Source organism: Streptomyces maremycinicus (assembly GCF_001184025.1).
Lineage (GTDB): Bacteria > Actinomycetota > Actinomycetes > Streptomycetales > Streptomycetaceae > Streptomyces > Streptomyces maremycinicus.
Map to the genome: position 1 here is coordinate 365,735 of NZ_BBYG01000015.1, position 16,819 is coordinate 382,553.

Sequence of the window (16,819 nt, forward strand, 5' to 3'; positions counted from 1 at the left end):
ATGAAGAAATGCCATATCGCGTACCTGGCCTGTACGGCGGCGCTGATCGGGACGGGGATCGGCGCCGCTCCGCCGGTCGCCCACCACACGGTCCATGTCGTCCACCCCGGAGAATCGATCCAGAAGGCGGTGGACGCCGCCGAGCCGGGCGACACCGTGCTGCTGACCCGCGGCACCTATCACGAGAGCGTCGACGTGAGCACGCCCGGGCTCACCCTGCGCGGCGTGGGCCGCGGCACGGTGCTTGAGCCGGCGAAGGCCGCCGGCACCACCGCCCCGACCACCGGATCGGGCACCGCGAAGGACCCGAAGGGCTCGAAGGACTCCAAGGGCTCGAAGGGTTCCAAGGGAACGAAGGCCGCGACCGGTTGTGCCGCGAGCGGCAACGGCATCTGTGTCGTGGGCACGAAGGACCACCACGTCGACGACGTCACCGTCGCCTCCCTGACGGTGCGGGGCTTCGCCAAGACCGGCCTCTACGCCACCGAGGCCGACGGGCTGACCGTGCGGCACGTCACCGCCGACAGGAACGGCGTGTGGGGCATCGCCACCGAGCACTCGGTGCACGGCCTGTTCCGCCACAACACCGCCCGGGACAACGGTGACGCGGGCCTCTTCCTCGCCAACACGGTCAAGGAGGAACTCGGCGCCACGGACACCGAGGGAACCGTGGTCGAGCGCAACCGGCTGGAGGGCAACCGGATCGGCGTCACCGTCCGCCGGCTGCGCAACCTGACCGTCGCGGGCAACCAGATCACGGGCAACTGCGCGGGCGTGTTCGTCGTCGGCGACGAGAACAAGCCGAAGGCCGGCTTCGTGACGGTGCGCGACAACCGCATCGAGCGCAACAACAAGTCCTGCCCGAAGACCGCCCGGCTGGACGCCCTCCAGGGCACCGGCATCGTGCTCACCGGCGCCGAGGACAGCCTGGTCACCCACAACGTGATCAAGGACAACGTCGGCAAGTCCCCGCTGTCCGGCGGCATCGTCCTGTTCAAGAGTTTCGTGGGCACGACCAGCGAGCGGAACCGGATCAGCGACAACCTGCTGCGCGGCAACTCCCCCGACCTGGTCAACACGGACACCGGCAAGGGCAACACCTTCGAGGGCAACTCCTGCCGCTCGTCGAAGCCCGCCGGTCTGTGCTGAACCCGTAGGAACCCCACACTCCAAGAAGGAAGGAAGGCGGCACATGACGACCGCTCAGTCTGCCCCTCCGCCGTCGATGCGGCTGCGGGAACTCGCCTTCGGGGCGGCCTGTGCCGCCGCCCTCCGCGCGGCCGCCCGGCTCGGCGTCGCCGACGCCCTCGGCGACAGCCCCATGGCCGTGGAGGACCTCGCGGCCGCGGTGAAGACCGAACCCCGTCCGCTGCGACGGCTCCTGCGGGCCCTGTCCTGCTACGGCGTCTTCACCGAGGGCCCGGACGGCGCGTTCGCGCACACCGACGTCTCCCGGCTGCTGCGCGAGGACGACCCCAACAGCCTGCGCGCCATCACGCTGTGGTGCACCGAGCCGTGGACCTGGGACGCCTGGCCGATGCTCGACGAGGCGGTGCGCACCGGCCACAACGTGGTGGAGGACCTGTACGGCAAGGAGTTCTTCCCCTACCTCAACGAGGACGCCCCGGAGTCCGCCGACATCTTCAACCGCGCCATGACGACCTCCAGCGTGCAGTCGGCGCGGGACGTCGCGGAGTTCCTCGACCTGACGGGGAGTTCGTCGGTCGCCGACATCGGCGGCGGCCAGGGGCACGTGGTGGCGAGCCTGCTGGACAAGTACCCCGCGATGCACGGGACTCTGCTCGACCTCCCGCGGGTGGTGGAGAACGCCGTGCCGCGCCTGCTCTCCGGGGGCGACCTCGCGGGCCGTGCGCGCGTGGTGCCCGGCGACGTCCGTACGGCCGTTCCGGTCGAGGCGGACGTCTACGTCATCAAGAACATCCTGGAGTGGGACGACGAGAGCACGGCCCGGCTGCTGCGCAACGTCCGGGAGGCGGGCGGCCCCGGCGCCCGGGTCGTGGTCATTGAGAACCTCGTCGACGACACGCCCTCGATGCGCTTCAGCACCGCGATGGACCTGCTGCTGCTCCTCAACGTCGGCGGGGCGAAGCACACCACGCAGAGCATGGTGGACCGGCTGACCGAGGCGGGTCTCGTCATCGACGACATCAGCCCGGTCAACCCCTACCTGCACGCGTTCGACTGCCACGTCGGCTGAGACCACCGGTCGCCGGGCCCGCGACGCTGCGGGCCCGGCGACCGGTGATGGCCGGCTCGGGTCAGCCGGCCGGCTCGCGCTCCCAGAGGTAGAAGCGCTGCGCCATGGCGTCCTTCGGGGAACGCCAGGTGTCGGGGTCGTACGCGCTGACGTACGAGGCCAGCCGGTCGCTGACGTCCCGGAACTCGGGATGCCCGGTGATCTTGGCGATGGCGGGACCGGGGTCGCGCTCCGCCTCGATCAGATGCATGTACACGTCGCCGAACTGGAACAGGCTGCGCCGGTGCACACCGACGAGCCGCGGCAGCTCTCCCCGGTCCGACTCCTCGAACACCTTGGCGATGTCGGGCGCCGATCCCGGGGCCATCCGGGCGACGATCAGGGCTTGGTGCATGGTGCTGCTCTCCGTCCGGCTCAGTCGGTCAGACCGGGGGTGGCACCGCGCTCGGCGGCGGTCTTCTCGATGCGGTCCCGGATCAGGCCCAGCTGGACCTTGGAGTTCCGGTTGATGTTGTCGGTCATCCACTCGTCGTCGACCGGCGCCTCCGGCTTCATCGCGAAGTCCTGCGTCCAGACCATCCGCGTACCGGCCGGCACCTCTTCGTACCGCCAGTGGATGTCCATGTGGGCGAAGGGGCCCGTCTCGACCCGGCGGGCCTTGACGGTCAGCGTGTCGCGGTCCGGCTCGCGCTCGGAGACCCAGCTCCACACGGTGCCGTTCTCGTCCGGGTGCATGGTCAGCCGGAACGTCGTCTTGCGCCCCTCCCGGGAGAGGATCTCCACGGAGGCGTACTCGCTGAACAGCCGCGGCCAGTTCTCCAGGTCGTTGGTCACCTCCCAGACCAGGTCCAGGGGCGCCGCGATGGTGATCTCGTTCTGGGTGTGTCCGGTCATCTCAGGCTCCTGTCAGGAGGGCGCTGTTGACGAGGTCGAGGAACTGCCGGGGCGACTTGGAGCGTTCGGCGTCGGGAGGCATCGGCGTGCCGTACCGGTTCTCCAGTTCGCCCACGATCCCCAACAGGCCGAGCGAGTCGACGCCCAGGCGGTCGAAGCCGGCGTCGTCGCGGCGGAGTTCCTCCGGGGCGACGGTGACGCCGGCCGACTTCTTCATGAGTTCGGCCAGCTCTTCCACGGTGATGCGGTCAGTCATGCCATTCCCTTCCTCTGCTGCTCCGCGGCGCCTCGCTACGAGGCGTCGGTGGCGCCGTGCCGCAGCACCAGCGCCGAGTTCGATCCCATGAGTCCCCGGCTCAGCACCAGCGCCGTGCGCACCTCGGCGGGCCGGGCCCGGCCGGTCACCAGGTCGAGGTCGTGGCAGATGTCGAAGACGTTGGGGGTGGGTGGGATCACGCCGTGCTCCATGGCGAGCACCGCCGCCGCGGCGTCCATCAGGGGCGCCGCGCAGTAGCCCCGGCCGATCCCGGTCTTCGGCGCCGTGACGGGCACACGGGTGCCGTGCGCGCCGAGGGCGTCGGCGATCGCCAGCGCCTCGGCTCGGTCCGCCGCCGGTACGCCGAGGGCGTCGGCGAAGACCACGTCGATCTCCTCGGGGGCGCACTCGGCCTCCTCCAGGGCCTGCCGGACGGCCTGGGCGAGCCCTTCGCGGGACTCCTCCCAGCGGGAGGCCCCGGTGAAGGTCGCCGCGTGCCCGGCCAGGTAGGCCTGCACCCGCGCGCCCCGGGCCCGGGCGGTGGCGTCCGCCTCCACGACGAGCATGGCGCCGCCCTCGGCGGGCACGAACCCGCAGGCCGCGGAGGTGAACGGGCGGTAGGCGCGGCTCGGTTCGTCGACCGTGCTCAGTTCGTCGTAGCCGAGCTGGCAGACCACCGAGTACGGCGCGATCGGCGCCTCGGTCGCGCCGGCCACGATCACGTCGGTGCCGCGACGCACCGCCCGCGCCGCGTGGGCGAGGGCGTCCAGGCCGCCGGCCTCGTCCGCCGCGACCACCGAGCAGGGGCCCTTGAAGCCGCGGCGGATGGAGATCTGGCCGGTGCTGGCGGCGTAGAACCAGGCGATGGACTGGTACGGGCCGACGTAACGGCTGCCCTTGCCCCACAGCTGCTGGAGCTCGCGCTGTCCGAACTCACCGCCGCCGGAACCGGCCGCGGTGACCACGCCCACGGAGTAGGGCGCGGCGTCGGTGTCGGGCCGGCCGAGCTGGGCGTCGTCCAGCGCGAAGTCGGCGGCGGCCATCGCGAAGTGCGTGAACCGGTCGGTCTGGACCAGGAAGCGCTCCTCGATCGCGGCCGACGGGTCGAAGTCGCGGACCTGGCCCGCCACCCGCAGCGGGAGGTCCTCGCAGCCCTCGCGGTCGACCCGGTCCAGGACGCTGATGCCCTCCCTGGTGGCCTTCCAGAAGGTCTCGGTACTGGCTCCGTTGGGCGCGATCACGCCGATTCCGGTGACGGCCGCGCGCCGTGGAAGGGGTTCGCTCATCGTGTCTTCTCCCTCGGCCGGTTCATGACCACCGCGGACTGGAAGCCGCCGAACCCGCTGCCCACCGAGAGCACACTGGCCAGCTTGCGTTCACGGGCCACCTTCGGGACGTAGTCCAGGTCGCACTCGGGGTCGGGCGTCTCGTAGTTCGCGGTCGGCGGTACGACCTGGTGTGCCAGGGCCAGCACACAGGCGACGAGTTCGATCGCCCCGATCGCGCCCAGGGAGTGGCCCACCATCGACTTGATGGAGCTCATCGGCGTGTCGTAGGCGTGCGTGCCCAGGACCCGCTTCACCGCGGCGGTCTCGTGGCGGTCGTTCTGCTTGGTGCCCGACCCGTGCGCGTTGACGTAGTCGATCGCGGTGGGGTCGAGCCGGGCGTGGTCGAGCGCGTCCTCGATGGCCCGGGCCATCTCCAGGCCTTCGCTGGTCAGGCCGGTCATGTGGTACGCGTTGCCGAACGTGGCGTACCCGCCGAGCTCGCAGTAGATGTGCGCGCCCCGGGCCCGGGCGTGCTCCAGCTCCTCCAGGACGAGTACGGCGCCGCCCTCGCCCATGACGAACCCGTCACGGTCGGCGTCGAAGGGACGCGAGGCGTGGGCCGGGTCGTCGTTGTTCGAGGAGGTGGCCTTGATCGCGTCGAAGCACGCCATGGTGATCGGTGAGATCGGCGAGTCCGAGGCACCGGCTATGCAGATGTCGGCCCGGCCCTCCTCCACGGTGTGGAAGGCGTACCCGACCGCGTCGAGCCCGGAGGTGCAGCCGGTGGAGACCGTCTGTACCGGACCGCGTGCCCCGAACCGCTCCGCCACCGTGGAGGCGAGGGTGCTGGGCGTGAACGCGCGGTGCAGGTGCGGGGCCGCCTCGCGGTGGTCCACGTCCCAACGCTGTCCGCCGTGGCTGACCAGGACGTAGTCGTTCTCCAGCCGGGTGGTGCCGCCGACGGCGGTGCCCAGGGAGACACCGACCCGCCAGGGGTTCTCGGCGGCGAGGTCGAGACCCGCGTCGCGTACCGCCTCGTCCCCGGCGACCAGGGCGAACTGGATGTAGCGGTCGCACCGCTCGACGTCGGTCGTGTCCAGGCCGTGGGCCGCGGGATCGAAGTCGCACTCGGCGGCGATCCGCGAGCGCAGGCCGGCCGGGTCGAAGAAGGTGATGGCCCGCGTCGCCGTGCGCCCGTCCGCCAGGAGGTTCCAGAACGCCGGTACGCCGATGCCGCCCGGGGCGACGATGCCTATGCCGGTGACCGCCACTCGTCTCGTCATGAGCGCACCTGACGTCGCGCGGACGGCTCCGCCCCGACCACCGCGGGCTCGGCTTCGGTTTCCTCGGTGTCGACGTGACCGAGCGGCGGGCTCGGGGCCAGTGGGCCGAGGTGGAAGACCATACGGGCCTCCACCTTGCCGACGTTGCGGAAGCGGTGGCGCACGTTGAGGGGGATCAGGAGCCCCTGCTCGGGCTGGAGCGGGTGCGGCTCACCGTCCAGGTCCACCTCCAGCTGCCCGCACACGACGTACACGAACTCCTCGGAGTACGGGTGGTAGTGCTCACCGATGCGGTCGCCGGGCTGGATGAGGGCCAGGCCCATGAAACCGCTGGTGGCGCCCACCGTGGCCGGCGTGAGCATGGCGCGCAGGTCGCCGCCTCGCCGGGTGTTGGGCTCGACCTCGCTGAGATCCATGATTCTGTGACGAGAAGTGATCACGACGTTCCTCCGATGATGTACTGCACCGACGTGGCAGGGGCGGGCACCGCCCCCGCCACGTGATGACGAATCAGGCGTCGGGCGACCGGCGGTCGGTGACGAGGTCCATGCGCGCCAGTTCGAGGAAGCGCGCGAGGCGGCCGTCCGCCGAGGAGGACGCGTCGGCGGCACCGGCGTCCAGCGTGGTCAGCTCGGCCACCTGCTTCGGGTCGGACAGACCGAGGGCCTGGCCGGGGTCGGCGGCATCGAGCCCGCCGCGCACGTCGATCAGCCGTACGACGACGTCGTCGCGCTGGAAGATCGTGCTGCGCAGGACCGGGCTGCGCGGGTCGTCCGCGGCAGCCTCGTCCTGCCGGGCGAGGAGCTCGGCCAGCTTCATGCCGCGGTCGGCACGGGTCGGGTAGTACAGGGCGTACCGCTCGGCCCGCGCGTCCTGCTGCTCCGCCGTCACGTGGTGCACGGCCGGCAGCGCGGCCCGGGTGAAGAAGACCCGGGCGGACTCGGGGTCGTTGAGGTCCCGGTCCTGCTCCAGATGGGGGTTGATGGCCTCCTCGACCGCCCGCACCTCGGGCTGGCGGGAGACGTGGCGCAGCGCGGAGAGCAGGTCGCCGCGCACCTCGATGGCCCGCACCACCCGGTTGCCGTGCATGAACAGCGAGGTGCGGCACAGCCGGGTGGTGTCGTCGACCTGCGGTTCGGGCGAGGCGTAGTCGGCCAGGATCTTGGCGACGATCTCCTCGCTGCCCGGCTTCACGGTGAAGGTGAGCGCGTGCCGGATCACGCCGTCGCCGATCCTCGGCGAGGTCTGGAGCCGGCGGTTCGCCCGGTCGGCGGCCACCGCCGGGCCCCCCGTCTCGCGGACGACGTGGAAGCGCAGCGAGCGGGTGTCGCGCACACAGCTGTGCAGCGGCTCCACCATCGCCACGTGCTCCTCGCTGTTGACCCAGGCGAGGAACGGCGGGGCGCTCTCCCACTCGCTGGTGATGAGCCACTGCGAGGGGTTCTCGATGGACTGGCACAGCTGGTCGCTGACGTGACCGGGAACGGACGCGACCTGGTTGCAGAGCTGCTCGTACGCCTCGAGGAACTGCTGCTGGGCCCCGTCGTAGACGTCGACCAGAAGGACGACGCGGAGCCGGGAACCGTCGAACACGGACTGGGAGACACGTTGCGACGCCTGTCGCGCCCGCGAACCTGCAACTCGTTCGGACGTGGTGGTCATCCTGCGCACATCTCCTTCGCGGAGGGGGTAGGTGAACGTCGGCCGCGGTGATGCGACGTCAGCGTTCCTCGATCCTGTGCCCGTCCCCGCAAGCGCGCGACTCGGATGAACTACGTGGGTGACTGGGCGGCCGGCCGTCAGACGAGATGGGCGAAGACGACCAGGTTGTCGGTGTAGTCCTTGACCCGCCGGTCGTAGGCACCCGCACAGGTGATGAGCCGCGCCTGCGCGTCGGGGGTGTCGCCGTACACCCGCTCGCTGGGGAAGTCGGCCTTGTCGAAGGTCTCGACGCTGTCCACCAGGAAGGACGCCTTGCTGCCGTCGGCCCGCAGGACCTGGAAGCCGTCGCCCTTCGCGAGTTCGCTGAGCCTCGCGAAGACGGCCGGGGAGGTCTTGGTGTCGACGTGCCCGGCGATGATCGACGTGCCCGTCTCGCCGGGTGAGGCTCCCTTGGCGTGCCAGCCGACGAGGTTGACATCGTTCGCGGGCGGCGGCTCGAGCCGGCCGTCGGCGCCGATGGCGAGGTCGACGAAGGGGGCGTCGACCCCGATCTTGGGGATGAACAGCCGCACGGGCCGGGAGCGCGGCAGACCGGCCGCCGCGTCCCTGGTGTCCGCCGCTCCGGCGGGCGGGGTCTGCGCGGCCGGGGTGCGGGGCGCGGGGACCGATCCGGCGGCGGGCGGGGCGTGCGGCGGGCCGGCGATACCGGCCGAGGTGTCGTTGCCGCCGCCGAACAGGTTCAGCGCCAGGAGCACCGCGACCGCGGCGCAGACCACCATCAGGCCGGCGCGGGAGGTTCCCTCTTCGGTGGGCGCCGGCTCGTCGCCGGAGGGTGTGGCGGGGTCGGAGGGAGAAGGGGAGGACGAAGGGGGAACTGCCATCGGGGACCACCTCATTCGGGCGCGGCAGCGGGGCGGACAGGGCACGGGGAGCGAGCCGGGCCGCCACACGGGGGTACCGGTGGCGGCCGCGGCTTCGCTATCGCGTCCGGCATGGATCAGGCCACGCTCTTGGCGGTGTTCCTGCGGCGCAGGGCGTAGAGGCCGGTGCCGGCGACGGCGAGGACGCCGAGTCCGGCCGCGGTGGCCGAGGGGGTGGCGAGTCCGCCGCCACCGGTGTGCATGCCGCCGCTGGGCTTGTCGTGCTCCTTGCTCCAGCCGCCGGACTCCTCCTCCTTGCCGCCGTTCCAGGAGTCCTTGCCGTGCTCGGTGGAGCCGCCCTTCTCGGTGTCCTTGTCCTTGTACGTCTCGGGGTCGAACCGGGGGTCCACGGCCGGGCCGCTGCCGTCGCTCACCGAGGCGAGCGCGCCGCCGCCGGTGTGCACACCACCGTGCGGGGAGTCGTGCCCCTCCTTGCCGTGGTCCTCCTTGCCGTGGTCCTCCTTGCCGTGCTCTTCCTTGCCGTACGACGAGCTGTCCTCCTTGCTCCAGGAGGAGTCGTGGTCCGTGTCACCGGCGGCGTGGGCGCCCGGGGCGCCGACGGCGAGGGCGGCCGAAGCCGCCGCCGCGGCCAGGATCATGCGAGCAGAACGCATCTGATGGTCCTTCCGTCACGACCGGGCAGCCGACACATCGTCAGCTCGGGTGACCCGACCGGGACGTGATCCACCGTCAGCCGCTCCTCGCCGCGGCACCACTCGGGGCGTTCACACGGGTGAAGCCGGCCCGGGTCAGGTGAGCCCGAGACCGGTCTTCAGGACCCGCCGCAGCGTCGCCTCGGCGTTCGCGTCCGGCCCCGTCGACCGCCAGACGACGAATCCGTCGGGCCGCACGAGTACGGCGCCCCCGCGTCCCGTGCCGTGGCGCTCCGCCCAGTCGACGTCGCCCTCGGGCACCAGGTCCGCGTCGGCCGCGGCGCCCACCCGGTACGACCTCAGCGGGAGGACCAGCTCCTCGGCGAGACGGCCGGCGGCCCGGTGCCAGTCGTCCTGCTCACCGGCGTCGCTGAGCAGGACCAGCGACCGTTCGTACAGGTCGAGGGTCGACAGCCGTTCGCTCCCTCGGCGGACCCACAGGTGCGGCGCCCTGCTGCCCGGGCCGCCGGTCAGGTCGAGGTTCTCCGGCACGACCGGCACGGCGGGGTCGGCACCGACGACGGCGCCCTGCGGGTAGCGGTAGCCCAGGGCCACGTTGAGAATGCCCCGCTGGGGACCGCCGCCGGTGCCGGGCGGCGGGGCGAACCCGGGGTGGCTGTGCTCGGCCGACCGGGCGGCTGCCCGTGCGCTGGTGGCCTCGGCCACCGGGCGGCGCTCGGCGTCGTAGGTGTCCAGCAGCTCCTCCCCCGCCCAGCCGTCGATCACCGCGGCCAGCTTCCAGGCGAGGTTGTGCGCGTCCTGGATACCGGTGTTGGAACCGAAGGCCCCGGTGGGGGACATCTCGTGGGCCGAGTCGCCGGCCAGGAACACCCGCCCCGACCGGTAGCTGCGGGCGACCCGCTGGGCGGCGTGCCAGGGCGCCTTGCCGGTGATCTCCACGTCGAGGTCGGCGACCCCGACCGCGCGGCGGATGTGCTCGGCGCACCGCTCGTCGGTGAACTCCTCCAGGGTCTCGCCGTGTTCGGGGTGCCAGGGGGCGTGGAAGACCCAGTTCTCGCGGTTGTCCACCGGCAGCAGGGCGCCGTCGGCCTCCGGGGCGGTCAGGTAGCAGACGATGAAGTGGCGGTCGCCCACGACGTCGGCGAGGCGGCGGGAGCGGAAGGTGAGGCTGACGTTGTGGAACAGGTCGCCGGGCCCGCTCTGACCGATGCCGAGCTGCTCCCGGACGGGGCTGCGGGGACCGTCGGCGGCCACGAGGTAGTCCGCGCGGATGGTGGTGTGCTCACCCGTCTCACGGCTCTTGACCACCGCGGTGACGCCGGTGCGGTCGCTGTCGAACGACATCATCTCGGTGGAGAAGCGCAGGTCGCCGCCGTGCTGCCGGGCGTGGTCGAGCAGCACCGGCTCGAGGTCGTTCTGGCTGCACAGGCACCAGGAGCTGGGGCTGAACCGGGCCAGGCCGCCGCCCGGGTCGATGTCCCGGAACAGCCACTCGCCCGCGTCGCCGACCAGGGTGGGCGTCTGGAGGATGCCGTGGTTGTCGGCCAGGGTGGCGGCGGCCTCCTGGATCGCCCGCTCGACACCGGCCACCCGGAACAGCTCCATGGTGCGGACGTTGTTGCCGCGCCCGCGCGGATGGATGGAAGTGCCGGCGTGGCGCTCCACCAGTACGTGCGGCACTCCCAGCCGCCCCAGGAACAACGAGGTCGCCAGGCCGACCAGGGAGCCGCCGACGATGAGGACCGGGACCCTGAGGGTGCGGGGGCCGATCTCCTCGGCATGTTCTTTCGTCACTCTCGCCTCCAGCGCGTCGATTCCGCCGACCCGGCCGGATGCGGCGGAGATCCTCATGCATGCCCCGTGGAGGTGACGGTGGCTCAGGCTTCACCCGCCTGCGCCCCTGGACCGCCGGACCCCGCACACCCTCGGGTGCGTGGGGCGCGGTGCGGGCCGGACGGGGTCGCGGACGAACGCCCATCGGGCCCTCGCCGGGCTCCCGATGGGGTCGGGGCCGGCTCTCCGCGCGCTCTCGGCGTGCTCTCAGCGGCCGACGTAGAAGCGGACGGTCGTGCCCTCGTCCGAGGTGTGCTGGCGGACCAGGTCGGCCACGTAGTGGACCAGCATCAGACCGCGCCCGCCGATCTGACCGCGCGCCGGCGGTCTTCGGCCGGCCAGCGGATCCACCAGCCGGCCCGCGTCGCGCACCTCGCACACGACCTGTCCCGCCTGTGCCCAGACGGCGACCGTGCCCCGTCCGGCGCCGTGCACCACGCTGTTGGTGGTCAGCTCCGCCACCGCCAGCTCGGTGTCGTCCAGCCGCTGCCCGGCGAGGCCCAGCCGTTCGGCCTCGGCGGCCGCGAAGGCACGGGCCGCGTACAGCTCCTCGGCGCCGAACGAGAACACGGCCGCGTCCGGCGCGGGCACCAGCACCTCGTTGTAGCGGGCGACGACGGAACGCCAGTCGTAGGCGTCGCTGGCCTTCTCATCGTCGCGGGTGACGATCTTCGGGTGGGTGATCCGGGCGTCGGCCAGGACCTCCTCGTCCAGGCGTGCCTCGTCGTAGGGGCAGAGGATGGTCACCGCACGGCCCTCGAAGGCCGCGTTGATCAGCGCCTCGTGCTGTGCGCACGCCGGGTACTCGACCGCGCTGCGGCCCGCCCAGATCGGCTCGCCGATGATCCGTACCCGTCCCTGCCGGTGGGTGTCGGCGAACGCGCGCAGCACCCCGGGGATGATCCGGCCCGGATTGCGGCCCGCCACCGTCATGTCCAGCAGGCGGACCGCCTCGGCGTCCGGGCCCAGTCCGGCCCTGATCAGCTCGAGGTTGGGTCCAGGTACCGCCACCGCCACCGGCTCGCCGAGGTCCAGGCCCTCCTGCACGAAGGACACCGTCCGGTCCACGTACTCCTGTTCGGTGCGGTAGAACAGCGCGGGGTGCTCGAAGGCCTCGTGGGTCGCCACCGTGCTCATCGCGGCGCCACCTCGATCCTGCCGAGGCCCGGCCAGAACAGGCTCAGTACGCGGGGTACCTGCGGTGGCGGGTGCTCGACCACCATCCGGCCCCCGGGCAGGGCCAGTGCCGTGACGGCGAGTGCCGCGACCCCTGCCACATCGACGAACGCCACTTCGGACAACTCCACATACGACACGTCGGCGTGCTGCCGAACCAGGCCCGCGAGGGCCTCTTCCCAGGGCGACCGGGTGATCTCGCTGATCTCGCCCCGGGCACGGATGCCGGGACGACCGGGCAACGGGCCCACCTCCAGCACGGCCACGCCGCGCACCGGTCCGAGACCGCCCTCCCCCTGCGAGGCGTCCACCACCCGTGGCCTCCTTCGCCGTCCGCCGGTCCTCCGGGCCAGCCTAGCGCGGCCCCCCGGAAGGCCGGTGCCCCGCCCGGGCGGCCCGGCGGCCGCTGGATTCGCCGAGCGGGACGTAATCTGGCCCGCACCGCACGACGCGGCGGACGCGGACGACGGCCGAACCCATGGTGACGTGATGTGTTGGAGTGCGACGGCGGACCTGGTGGCGGGCGCCGGTGTGGCGGCCGTCGGGATGGCCTGTGTGACGAGTGTGCGCGACCGCCGGGATCTTCCGCTCGCCGCGCTGCCGCTGCTGCTCGGGGCCCATCAGATGGTGGAGGCGGTGGTCCGGCACTCGGGCGGGGGCAGCGGGCCCGCCACCGTCGTCTGGGCCGTGATCGCCCTGCCGCTGCTGGCGGTGTGGGTGCCTGCGGCGGTGCGCTGCGCCGCCCCGCCGGCCGCCCGGCGCAGGCTGACGTTCCTCCTCGCGCTCGGTGTCGCGACCGCGGCGGGGCTCGCGGCCGCTGTCGCCGCCGGTCCCGTGACGGCCGACATCCGCGGCCATACGGTCGGGTACGCGGTCCGTCTCTCGCACCCGGCCGTGCTCGTCGCGGGTTATCTCCTGGCCACCGTCGGCTCGCTGCTGCTCTCCGGGGACCGGGGTCTTTCGGCCCTGGGGGCGGTGGTCGGGGCGGGCGCGGTGGTCTGCTTCGCGCTGTGGCGTCTGGAGTTCGTCTCGACGTGGTGCGCGTTCGCGGCGGTCTGGTCGGTGCTGCTGCTCGGCTGGGTGCGCGGGCGGCGCGGACTCCGCCCGGCCGCCGCGGGCCGGCGCGACCGCGTGCCGTAGCCGAGGCGGACGTCACGGCGGCCCCGGACCGCGCCTGCCCCGCAGGTCGCGCCGGTTCCGCAGGTCGCGCCGGTCGGCCGGTGGGCGGTCCTCGCAGCTACCGCGCGCCTCCGGCTTCGCAGATGATCTCGTCGCGGGGGGTGTAGTGGGTGCGGAACGGCTCCCGCCGCACTTCCCTGCCGTCCTGGTGGAAGACCCGGTCGACGGTGACGTCGAAGCCCTCGAGCGGGGTCTGCGGCACGCACTTCTCGTCGGTGCTCACCTTCCGCTCCGGCTGCCGTACGTGGGTGCGGGGCCCGGTGACCGATGTGATCTCGTCGTACTTCCTGGTGCCGAGGAAGGTGACGGTCACCGAGGTGTCGGTGGCCTCGGCCTGGAGGTACAGGGCGTGGCCGGAGTCGTTGGCGAACTTCAGATCGAGGCTGCCCCAGGCGACCGTCGCCTCGCGGCCCTCCGGATAGCGCTCGATGTAGAAGGAGTGGGCGCCGTACTCCACGGGCTCGACGCCGGCGAAGAACATCGCGTTGAACACGGTCGTGGCCATGGTGGAGACACCGCCGCCGGGCGCCTTGGTGAACTCGCCGTCGAGGATCATGATGCCCTCGCCGAAGCCGTTGGCCTCGGTGCGCTGCCCCACGGTCCGGTTGAAGCTCCAGGTCTTGCCGGGCATGACGAGGGAGCCGTTGATCAGCTGGGCGGCCCGCCCGATGTTCTTCGTGCGGTAGGCGGCCGGTTCGAAGTGGACGGTGAAGGAGGACAGCTTCTCCTTCAGTCCCAGCCGGGCCGCGCTGTCGCGGGTCACCCGGGGCTGGGTCGTGCGCGCGTCCACCTTCCCGGTGCGGGCCGTCGCGCCGGAGCGGGTGAGCAGCGGCAGCACGGCCTTGCCCAGTGCCTTGTCGGTGATCTGGACGCCGGTCCGGGCGTCGTCGGCCACCACGACCCGGTCGCCGTCCAGCCGCAGTGCGGCGTTCGCGGGGGTGGTGGTGACGCCGGCCAGGGAACGGGCCACCGACGGGGCCTTGCGCAGCCCCTTGCCGTCCAGCTCCGGTATCAGCCGGCCGGAGGCGTCCGGCCGCATCGTCAGATGCTCGCCCAGCACGGTCGGGCCGATGGTGAACCGCTTGCCGCCCGTGGTGAGGGTGACGGGGGCCGACATGGCGGGCTGCGCGAACTCGCGCACCGCGCGCCGCACCTCGTCCGCCGTGACCTTCGGCCGGGTCTCGCGGGCGGGCAGGACCATGACCGCGCCCGCCCCGCCGCCGGGGAAGGAGGTCCGCAGGGTACGGACGGCGGCATCCAGGTCCAGCGCGTGGCCGGGGTGCGGCGCGACCTGCTCGACCCGGCCGCCCGCGAAGCCGACGGAGCCCTCGCGGACCTTCTGGTCGAGGGTCTTCGCGAGCTTGCCCAGAGCGGTGCGGGCCTTGTCCTCGTCGAGGCGTACCACCGGCTCCACCGGCTCCTGGTCGCCTCCCGAGCCGAAGAGCCCGGCGATCATGCCGATCGGGTCGGCGCCGACGCGGGCGGCACGGTCGACCGTGCCCTCGGTGTCGAAGGAGAGTCCGGCCTGTCGTGGGTCGATCGTCCCGTCGCGGTCCCCGACCCGCACGGCCAGCTCCCGCGAGCCGGCCGCCGTCAGGTGGCCGTCGAGCTTGCGGACGGCCTCGGTCCGGCTGAGCCCGCCGATGTCCACGCCCGCCACGGTGGTGCCCGGCTCGATGTCCCCGCCGGTGAGCAGCAGCCCGGCCAGGTAGAACGCGCCGACGCCGACGGTCAGCGCGCCGCCCGCCAGGGCGAGGGGCGGTACGGAGGCGGTTCGGGGGCGCATGGGTCTCCTGGACGGGCGATCGGCGGATGGTCCGCCCCGCTGCGGGCCGCCGTCCTCGGAACGGCGCCGGATACAGGGGGCAAGCATCCCAAGCTACCCAAAACACCCGATGAGCCCCTATGTCATAGGACACCTATGTCCCGGATCACGTCCGCGGCGGGGCCGCCGGGCCGGCAGAGGCCGGTGTGGGGCAGCGGTCGCGGCGGGGTTCTCGAGGCTGCCACGAGCACCTCCCGAGGGGTGCCTGGATAGCCTGCGGGTGGGCTCGCCGGAGTACAGCGACAGGGCTACCGGGAACACGTCCTGGAGCGACGTGCACGCCGGGATCCGCAGGGAACGACCGACTGCGTCGCCCGCCCCACCTGCGAGTCCACCGCGCGCTGACCACCCTCGGGCCGACCGCGTCCCCGTTCGAAAGGCAGTGCGCACATGTCAGACCGAACCGTCGCATCGACCCCGAGCGGTCCACCGCAGCGCCGGGCCCCGCTCCCCTCGCTCACCGGCCTCAGATTCGTGGCGGCCCTGCTCGTCTTCCTCTACCACACCTCGTACCTCGCCGGTCCGCTGCGGCCGACGCTACCGATCTCGTTCTTCGCCGACCCCGACATCGCGCAGCCGGTGGCCGACTTCTTCCTGCCCGCCGGGCGCATCGGGGTGTCCTTCTTCTTCGTGCTCAGCGGCTTCGTCCTCACGTGGTCGTCGACCCCCGGGGACCGGCCCTCGGCGTTCTGGCGGCGCCGGGCCCTCAAGATCTACCCCAACCACCTCGTGACCTTCGCCCTGGCCATATGGCTGTGGGCCTCCGCGACCCCGCTGCACGCGTGGCTGGCCAACCTCTCCCTGGTGCACGCCTTCAGCAACCGGCCCGACACCGCGATGAGCGTCAACTTCCCTTCGTGGTCGCTGTGTTCAGAGGTGCTCTTCTACGCGCTGTTCCCGCTGTTCATCGTCGTGGTACGGCGGATCCCGGAGCGCAGGCTGTGGCTGTGGGCCGCCGGCATGGTCGCGGGTGTGGCGGCCATGGCGGTCGTCACGAAGCAGTTCATGGCCGGTGGCGCCAAGAGCCCCTTCGGTGACCTGACGGCGAACCAGGAGTGGTTCGGCTACGCGTTCCCGCCGCCGCGCCTCTTCGAGTTCGTGCTGGGCATGCTCCTGGCCCGTATCGTCGCCTCGGGTCTGTGGCCGCGCATCGGCCTGCTGCCCTCGGCCGCCGCCTTCGCCGTGGGCTACTGGGCCGCGCTCAGCGTCCCGGACCCGTACAACTTCAGCCTCACCACGGTCGTGCCGATCGGCATGATCCTCTGCGCCGCGGCCACCTCGGACCTGCGGGGCGACGGCGGCTGGCTCACCAGCCGGCCCATGGTGCTGCTGGGCAACATCTCCTTCGCGTTCTACCTCCTCCAGGGTCTGGTGGTCTTCTACGGCCGGCCCGAGGTGCTGGGCAGCCGTACCTACGACACCGTCCCGGCGCTGGGGATGCTGCTCCTGCTCCTCGCGGTGAACGTGCTGGCCGCCTGGCTGCTGTACACGCTGGTGGAGAACCCGGTGATGAAGCGCTGGAGCCGCAGCAGGAAGCCGCGGGCCCCGCAGGCCGTGCCGCGCAGCACGCGGTCCGTGTCGGCCGGCGAGACGGTCTGAACCACACTGCCCGGCCGGCGCCCGTCCCTCGGGCGGTGGCCGGGCGGTGGTGCGCCCGGAGGAGGACAGGGCTGGTACTGCACATGTCACGC

17 protein-coding genes are annotated in these 16,819 nt (G+C 72.3%); 4 read left to right on the forward strand and 13 right to left on the reverse strand.

What is annotated here, in order from left to right:
* Both AOQ37_RS22330 and AOQ37_RS22335 read left to right on the forward strand, forming a co-directional pair.
* Entirely contained in the window at positions 1-1,149 is a 1,149-nt protein-coding gene (locus AOQ37_RS22330) for a right-handed parallel beta-helix repeat-containing protein (protein ID WP_062646374.1), read from the forward strand.
* 43 nt (positions 1,150-1,192) lie between these two features.
* A complete protein-coding gene (locus AOQ37_RS22335) occupies positions 1,193-2,218 on the forward strand; it encodes a methyltransferase (protein WP_062646375.1) in 1,026 nt (341 codons plus the stop codon).
* A 61-nt stretch (positions 2,219-2,279) separates the two neighbouring features.
* Here the strand turns inward: AOQ37_RS22335 and AOQ37_RS22340 are convergent, their stop codons facing one another.
* The 12 genes from AOQ37_RS22340 to AOQ37_RS22395 all read right to left on the reverse strand — a co-directional run bounded on the left by AOQ37_RS22340 (position 2,280) and on the right by AOQ37_RS22395 (position 12,438).
* Entirely contained in the window at positions 2,280-2,612 is a 333-nt protein-coding gene (locus AOQ37_RS22340) for a TcmI family type II polyketide cyclase (protein WP_062646376.1), read from the reverse strand.
* Between the two features lie 20 nt (positions 2,613-2,632).
* Positions 2,633-3,112, reverse strand: a complete 480-nt coding sequence (locus AOQ37_RS22345) for an SRPBCC family protein (RefSeq protein WP_062646377.1) — start codon at positions 3,110-3,112, stop codon at positions 2,633-2,635.
* Position 3,113: 1 nt separating this feature from the next.
* Positions 3,114-3,368, reverse strand: a complete 255-nt coding sequence (locus AOQ37_RS22350) for an acyl carrier protein (RefSeq protein ID WP_020125751.1) — start codon at positions 3,366-3,368, stop codon at positions 3,114-3,116.
* Positions 3,369-3,403: 35 nt separating this feature from the next.
* A complete protein-coding gene (locus tag AOQ37_RS22355; RefSeq protein ID WP_062646378.1) occupies positions 3,404-4,654 on the reverse strand; it encodes a beta-ketoacyl synthase N-terminal-like domain-containing protein in 1,251 nt (416 codons plus the stop codon).
* On the reverse strand, positions 4,651-5,919 hold the full coding sequence (locus AOQ37_RS22360) for a beta-ketoacyl-[acyl-carrier-protein] synthase family protein (protein ID WP_062646379.1): 1,269 nt from the start codon (positions 5,917-5,919) through the stop codon (positions 4,651-4,653). The genes AOQ37_RS22355 and AOQ37_RS22360 overlap by 4 nt, the downstream gene beginning before the upstream one ends.
* On the reverse strand, positions 5,916-6,335 hold the full coding sequence (locus AOQ37_RS22365; protein WP_062646380.1) for a cupin domain-containing protein: 420 nt from the start codon (positions 6,333-6,335) through the stop codon (positions 5,916-5,918). The genes AOQ37_RS22360 and AOQ37_RS22365 overlap by 4 nt, the downstream gene beginning before the upstream one ends.
* Positions 6,336-6,429: 94 nt before the next feature.
* Positions 6,430-7,581, reverse strand: coding sequence for a SchA/CurD-like domain-containing protein (locus AOQ37_RS22370; protein ID WP_062646381.1), 1,152 nt, complete (start codon positions 7,579-7,581; stop codon positions 6,430-6,432).
* A 137-nt stretch (positions 7,582-7,718) separates the two neighbouring features.
* Positions 7,719-8,462 carry a class F sortase gene (locus AOQ37_RS22375; protein WP_078890308.1) on the reverse strand — a complete coding sequence of 248 codons (744 nt, stop codon included), beginning with the start codon at positions 8,460-8,462 and terminating at the stop codon, positions 7,719-7,721.
* 116 nt (positions 8,463-8,578) lie between these two features.
* Positions 8,579-9,115 carry a hypothetical protein gene (locus AOQ37_RS22380; RefSeq protein WP_063781173.1) on the reverse strand — a complete coding sequence of 179 codons (537 nt, stop codon included), beginning with the start codon at positions 9,113-9,115 and terminating at the stop codon, positions 8,579-8,581.
* A 135-nt stretch (positions 9,116-9,250) separates the two neighbouring features.
* Positions 9,251-10,966 (reverse strand): FAD-dependent oxidoreductase, encoded by a 1,716-nt coding sequence (locus AOQ37_RS22385; RefSeq protein WP_234436982.1) that lies wholly within the window; start codon positions 10,964-10,966, stop codon positions 9,251-9,253.
* 189 nt (positions 10,967-11,155) lie between these two features.
* Complete coding sequence (locus tag AOQ37_RS22390) at positions 11,156-12,085, reverse strand: anti-sigma factor RsbA family regulatory protein (protein WP_062646384.1); 930 nt, start codon at positions 12,083-12,085, stop codon at positions 11,156-11,158.
* Positions 12,082-12,438, reverse strand: a complete 357-nt coding sequence (locus tag AOQ37_RS22395; protein ID WP_199825068.1) for an STAS domain-containing protein — start codon at positions 12,436-12,438, stop codon at positions 12,082-12,084. Before AOQ37_RS22395 ends, AOQ37_RS22390 begins: the two co-directional genes overlap by 4 nt.
* Positions 12,439-12,613: 175 nt before the next feature.
* Between AOQ37_RS22395 and AOQ37_RS22400 the strand changes: the two genes are divergently transcribed.
* A complete protein-coding gene (locus AOQ37_RS22400) occupies positions 12,614-13,264 on the forward strand; it encodes a DUF6629 family protein (RefSeq protein ID WP_062646580.1) in 651 nt (216 codons plus the stop codon).
* 97 nt (positions 13,265-13,361) lie between these two features.
* On the opposite strand, the gene AOQ37_RS22405 is transcribed toward AOQ37_RS22400, so the two are convergent.
* Positions 13,362-15,089, reverse strand: a complete 1,728-nt coding sequence (locus AOQ37_RS22405; RefSeq protein ID WP_062646385.1) for a VanW family protein — start codon at positions 15,087-15,089, stop codon at positions 13,362-13,364.
* 429 nt (positions 15,090-15,518) lie between these two features.
* Between AOQ37_RS22405 and AOQ37_RS22410 the strand changes: the two genes are divergently transcribed.
* On the forward strand, positions 15,519-16,727 hold the full coding sequence (locus AOQ37_RS22410; protein WP_078890309.1) for an acyltransferase family protein: 1,209 nt from the start codon (positions 15,519-15,521) through the stop codon (positions 16,725-16,727).
* Positions 16,728-16,819: the final 92 nt, after the last annotated feature.

Bases quoted from the DNA above. Each gene is read 5' to 3' on its own strand.
- AOQ37_RS22410 (WP_078890309.1), top strand. From the start codon at position 15,519: ATGTCAGACCGAACCGTCGCATCGACCCCGAGCGGTCCACCGCAGCGC.
- AOQ37_RS22340 (WP_062646376.1), bottom strand. From the start codon at position 2,612: ATGCACCAAGCCCTGATCGTCGCCCGGATGGCCCCGGGATCGGCGCCC.
- AOQ37_RS22380 (WP_063781173.1), bottom strand. From the start codon at position 9,115: ATGCGTTCTGCTCGCATGATCCTGGCCGCGGCGGCGGCTTCGGCCGCC.
- AOQ37_RS22345 (WP_062646377.1), bottom strand. From the start codon at position 3,112: ATGACCGGACACACCCAGAACGAGATCACCATCGCGGCGCCCCTGGAC.
- AOQ37_RS22385 (WP_234436982.1), bottom strand. From the start codon at position 10,966: ATGAGGATCTCCGCCGCATCCGGCCGGGTCGGCGGAATCGACGCGCTG.
- AOQ37_RS22375 (WP_078890308.1), bottom strand. From the start codon at position 8,462: ATGGCAGTTCCCCCTTCGTCCTCCCCTTCTCCCTCCGACCCCGCCACA.
- AOQ37_RS22405 (WP_062646385.1), bottom strand. From the start codon at position 15,089: ATGCGCCCCCGAACCGCCTCCGTACCGCCCCTCGCCCTGGCGGGCGGC.
- AOQ37_RS22400 (WP_062646580.1), top strand. From the start codon at position 12,614: ATGTGTTGGAGTGCGACGGCGGACCTGGTGGCGGGCGCCGGTGTGGCG.
- AOQ37_RS22350 (WP_020125751.1), bottom strand. From the start codon at position 3,368: ATGACTGACCGCATCACCGTGGAAGAGCTGGCCGAACTCATGAAGAAG.
- AOQ37_RS22360 (WP_062646379.1), bottom strand. From the start codon at position 5,919: ATGACGAGACGAGTGGCGGTCACCGGCATAGGCATCGTCGCCCCGGGC.
- AOQ37_RS22330 (WP_062646374.1), top strand. From the start codon at position 1: ATGAAGAAATGCCATATCGCGTACCTGGCCTGTACGGCGGCGCTGATC.
- AOQ37_RS22365 (WP_062646380.1), bottom strand. From the start codon at position 6,335: ATGGATCTCAGCGAGGTCGAGCCCAACACCCGGCGAGGCGGCGACCTG.
- AOQ37_RS22390 (WP_062646384.1), bottom strand. From the start codon at position 12,085: ATGAGCACGGTGGCGACCCACGAGGCCTTCGAGCACCCCGCGCTGTTC.
- AOQ37_RS22335 (WP_062646375.1), top strand. From the start codon at position 1,193: ATGACGACCGCTCAGTCTGCCCCTCCGCCGTCGATGCGGCTGCGGGAA.
- AOQ37_RS22355 (WP_062646378.1), bottom strand. From the start codon at position 4,654: ATGAGCGAACCCCTTCCACGGCGCGCGGCCGTCACCGGAATCGGCGTG.
- AOQ37_RS22370 (WP_062646381.1), bottom strand. From the start codon at position 7,581: ATGACCACCACGTCCGAACGAGTTGCAGGTTCGCGGGCGCGACAGGCG.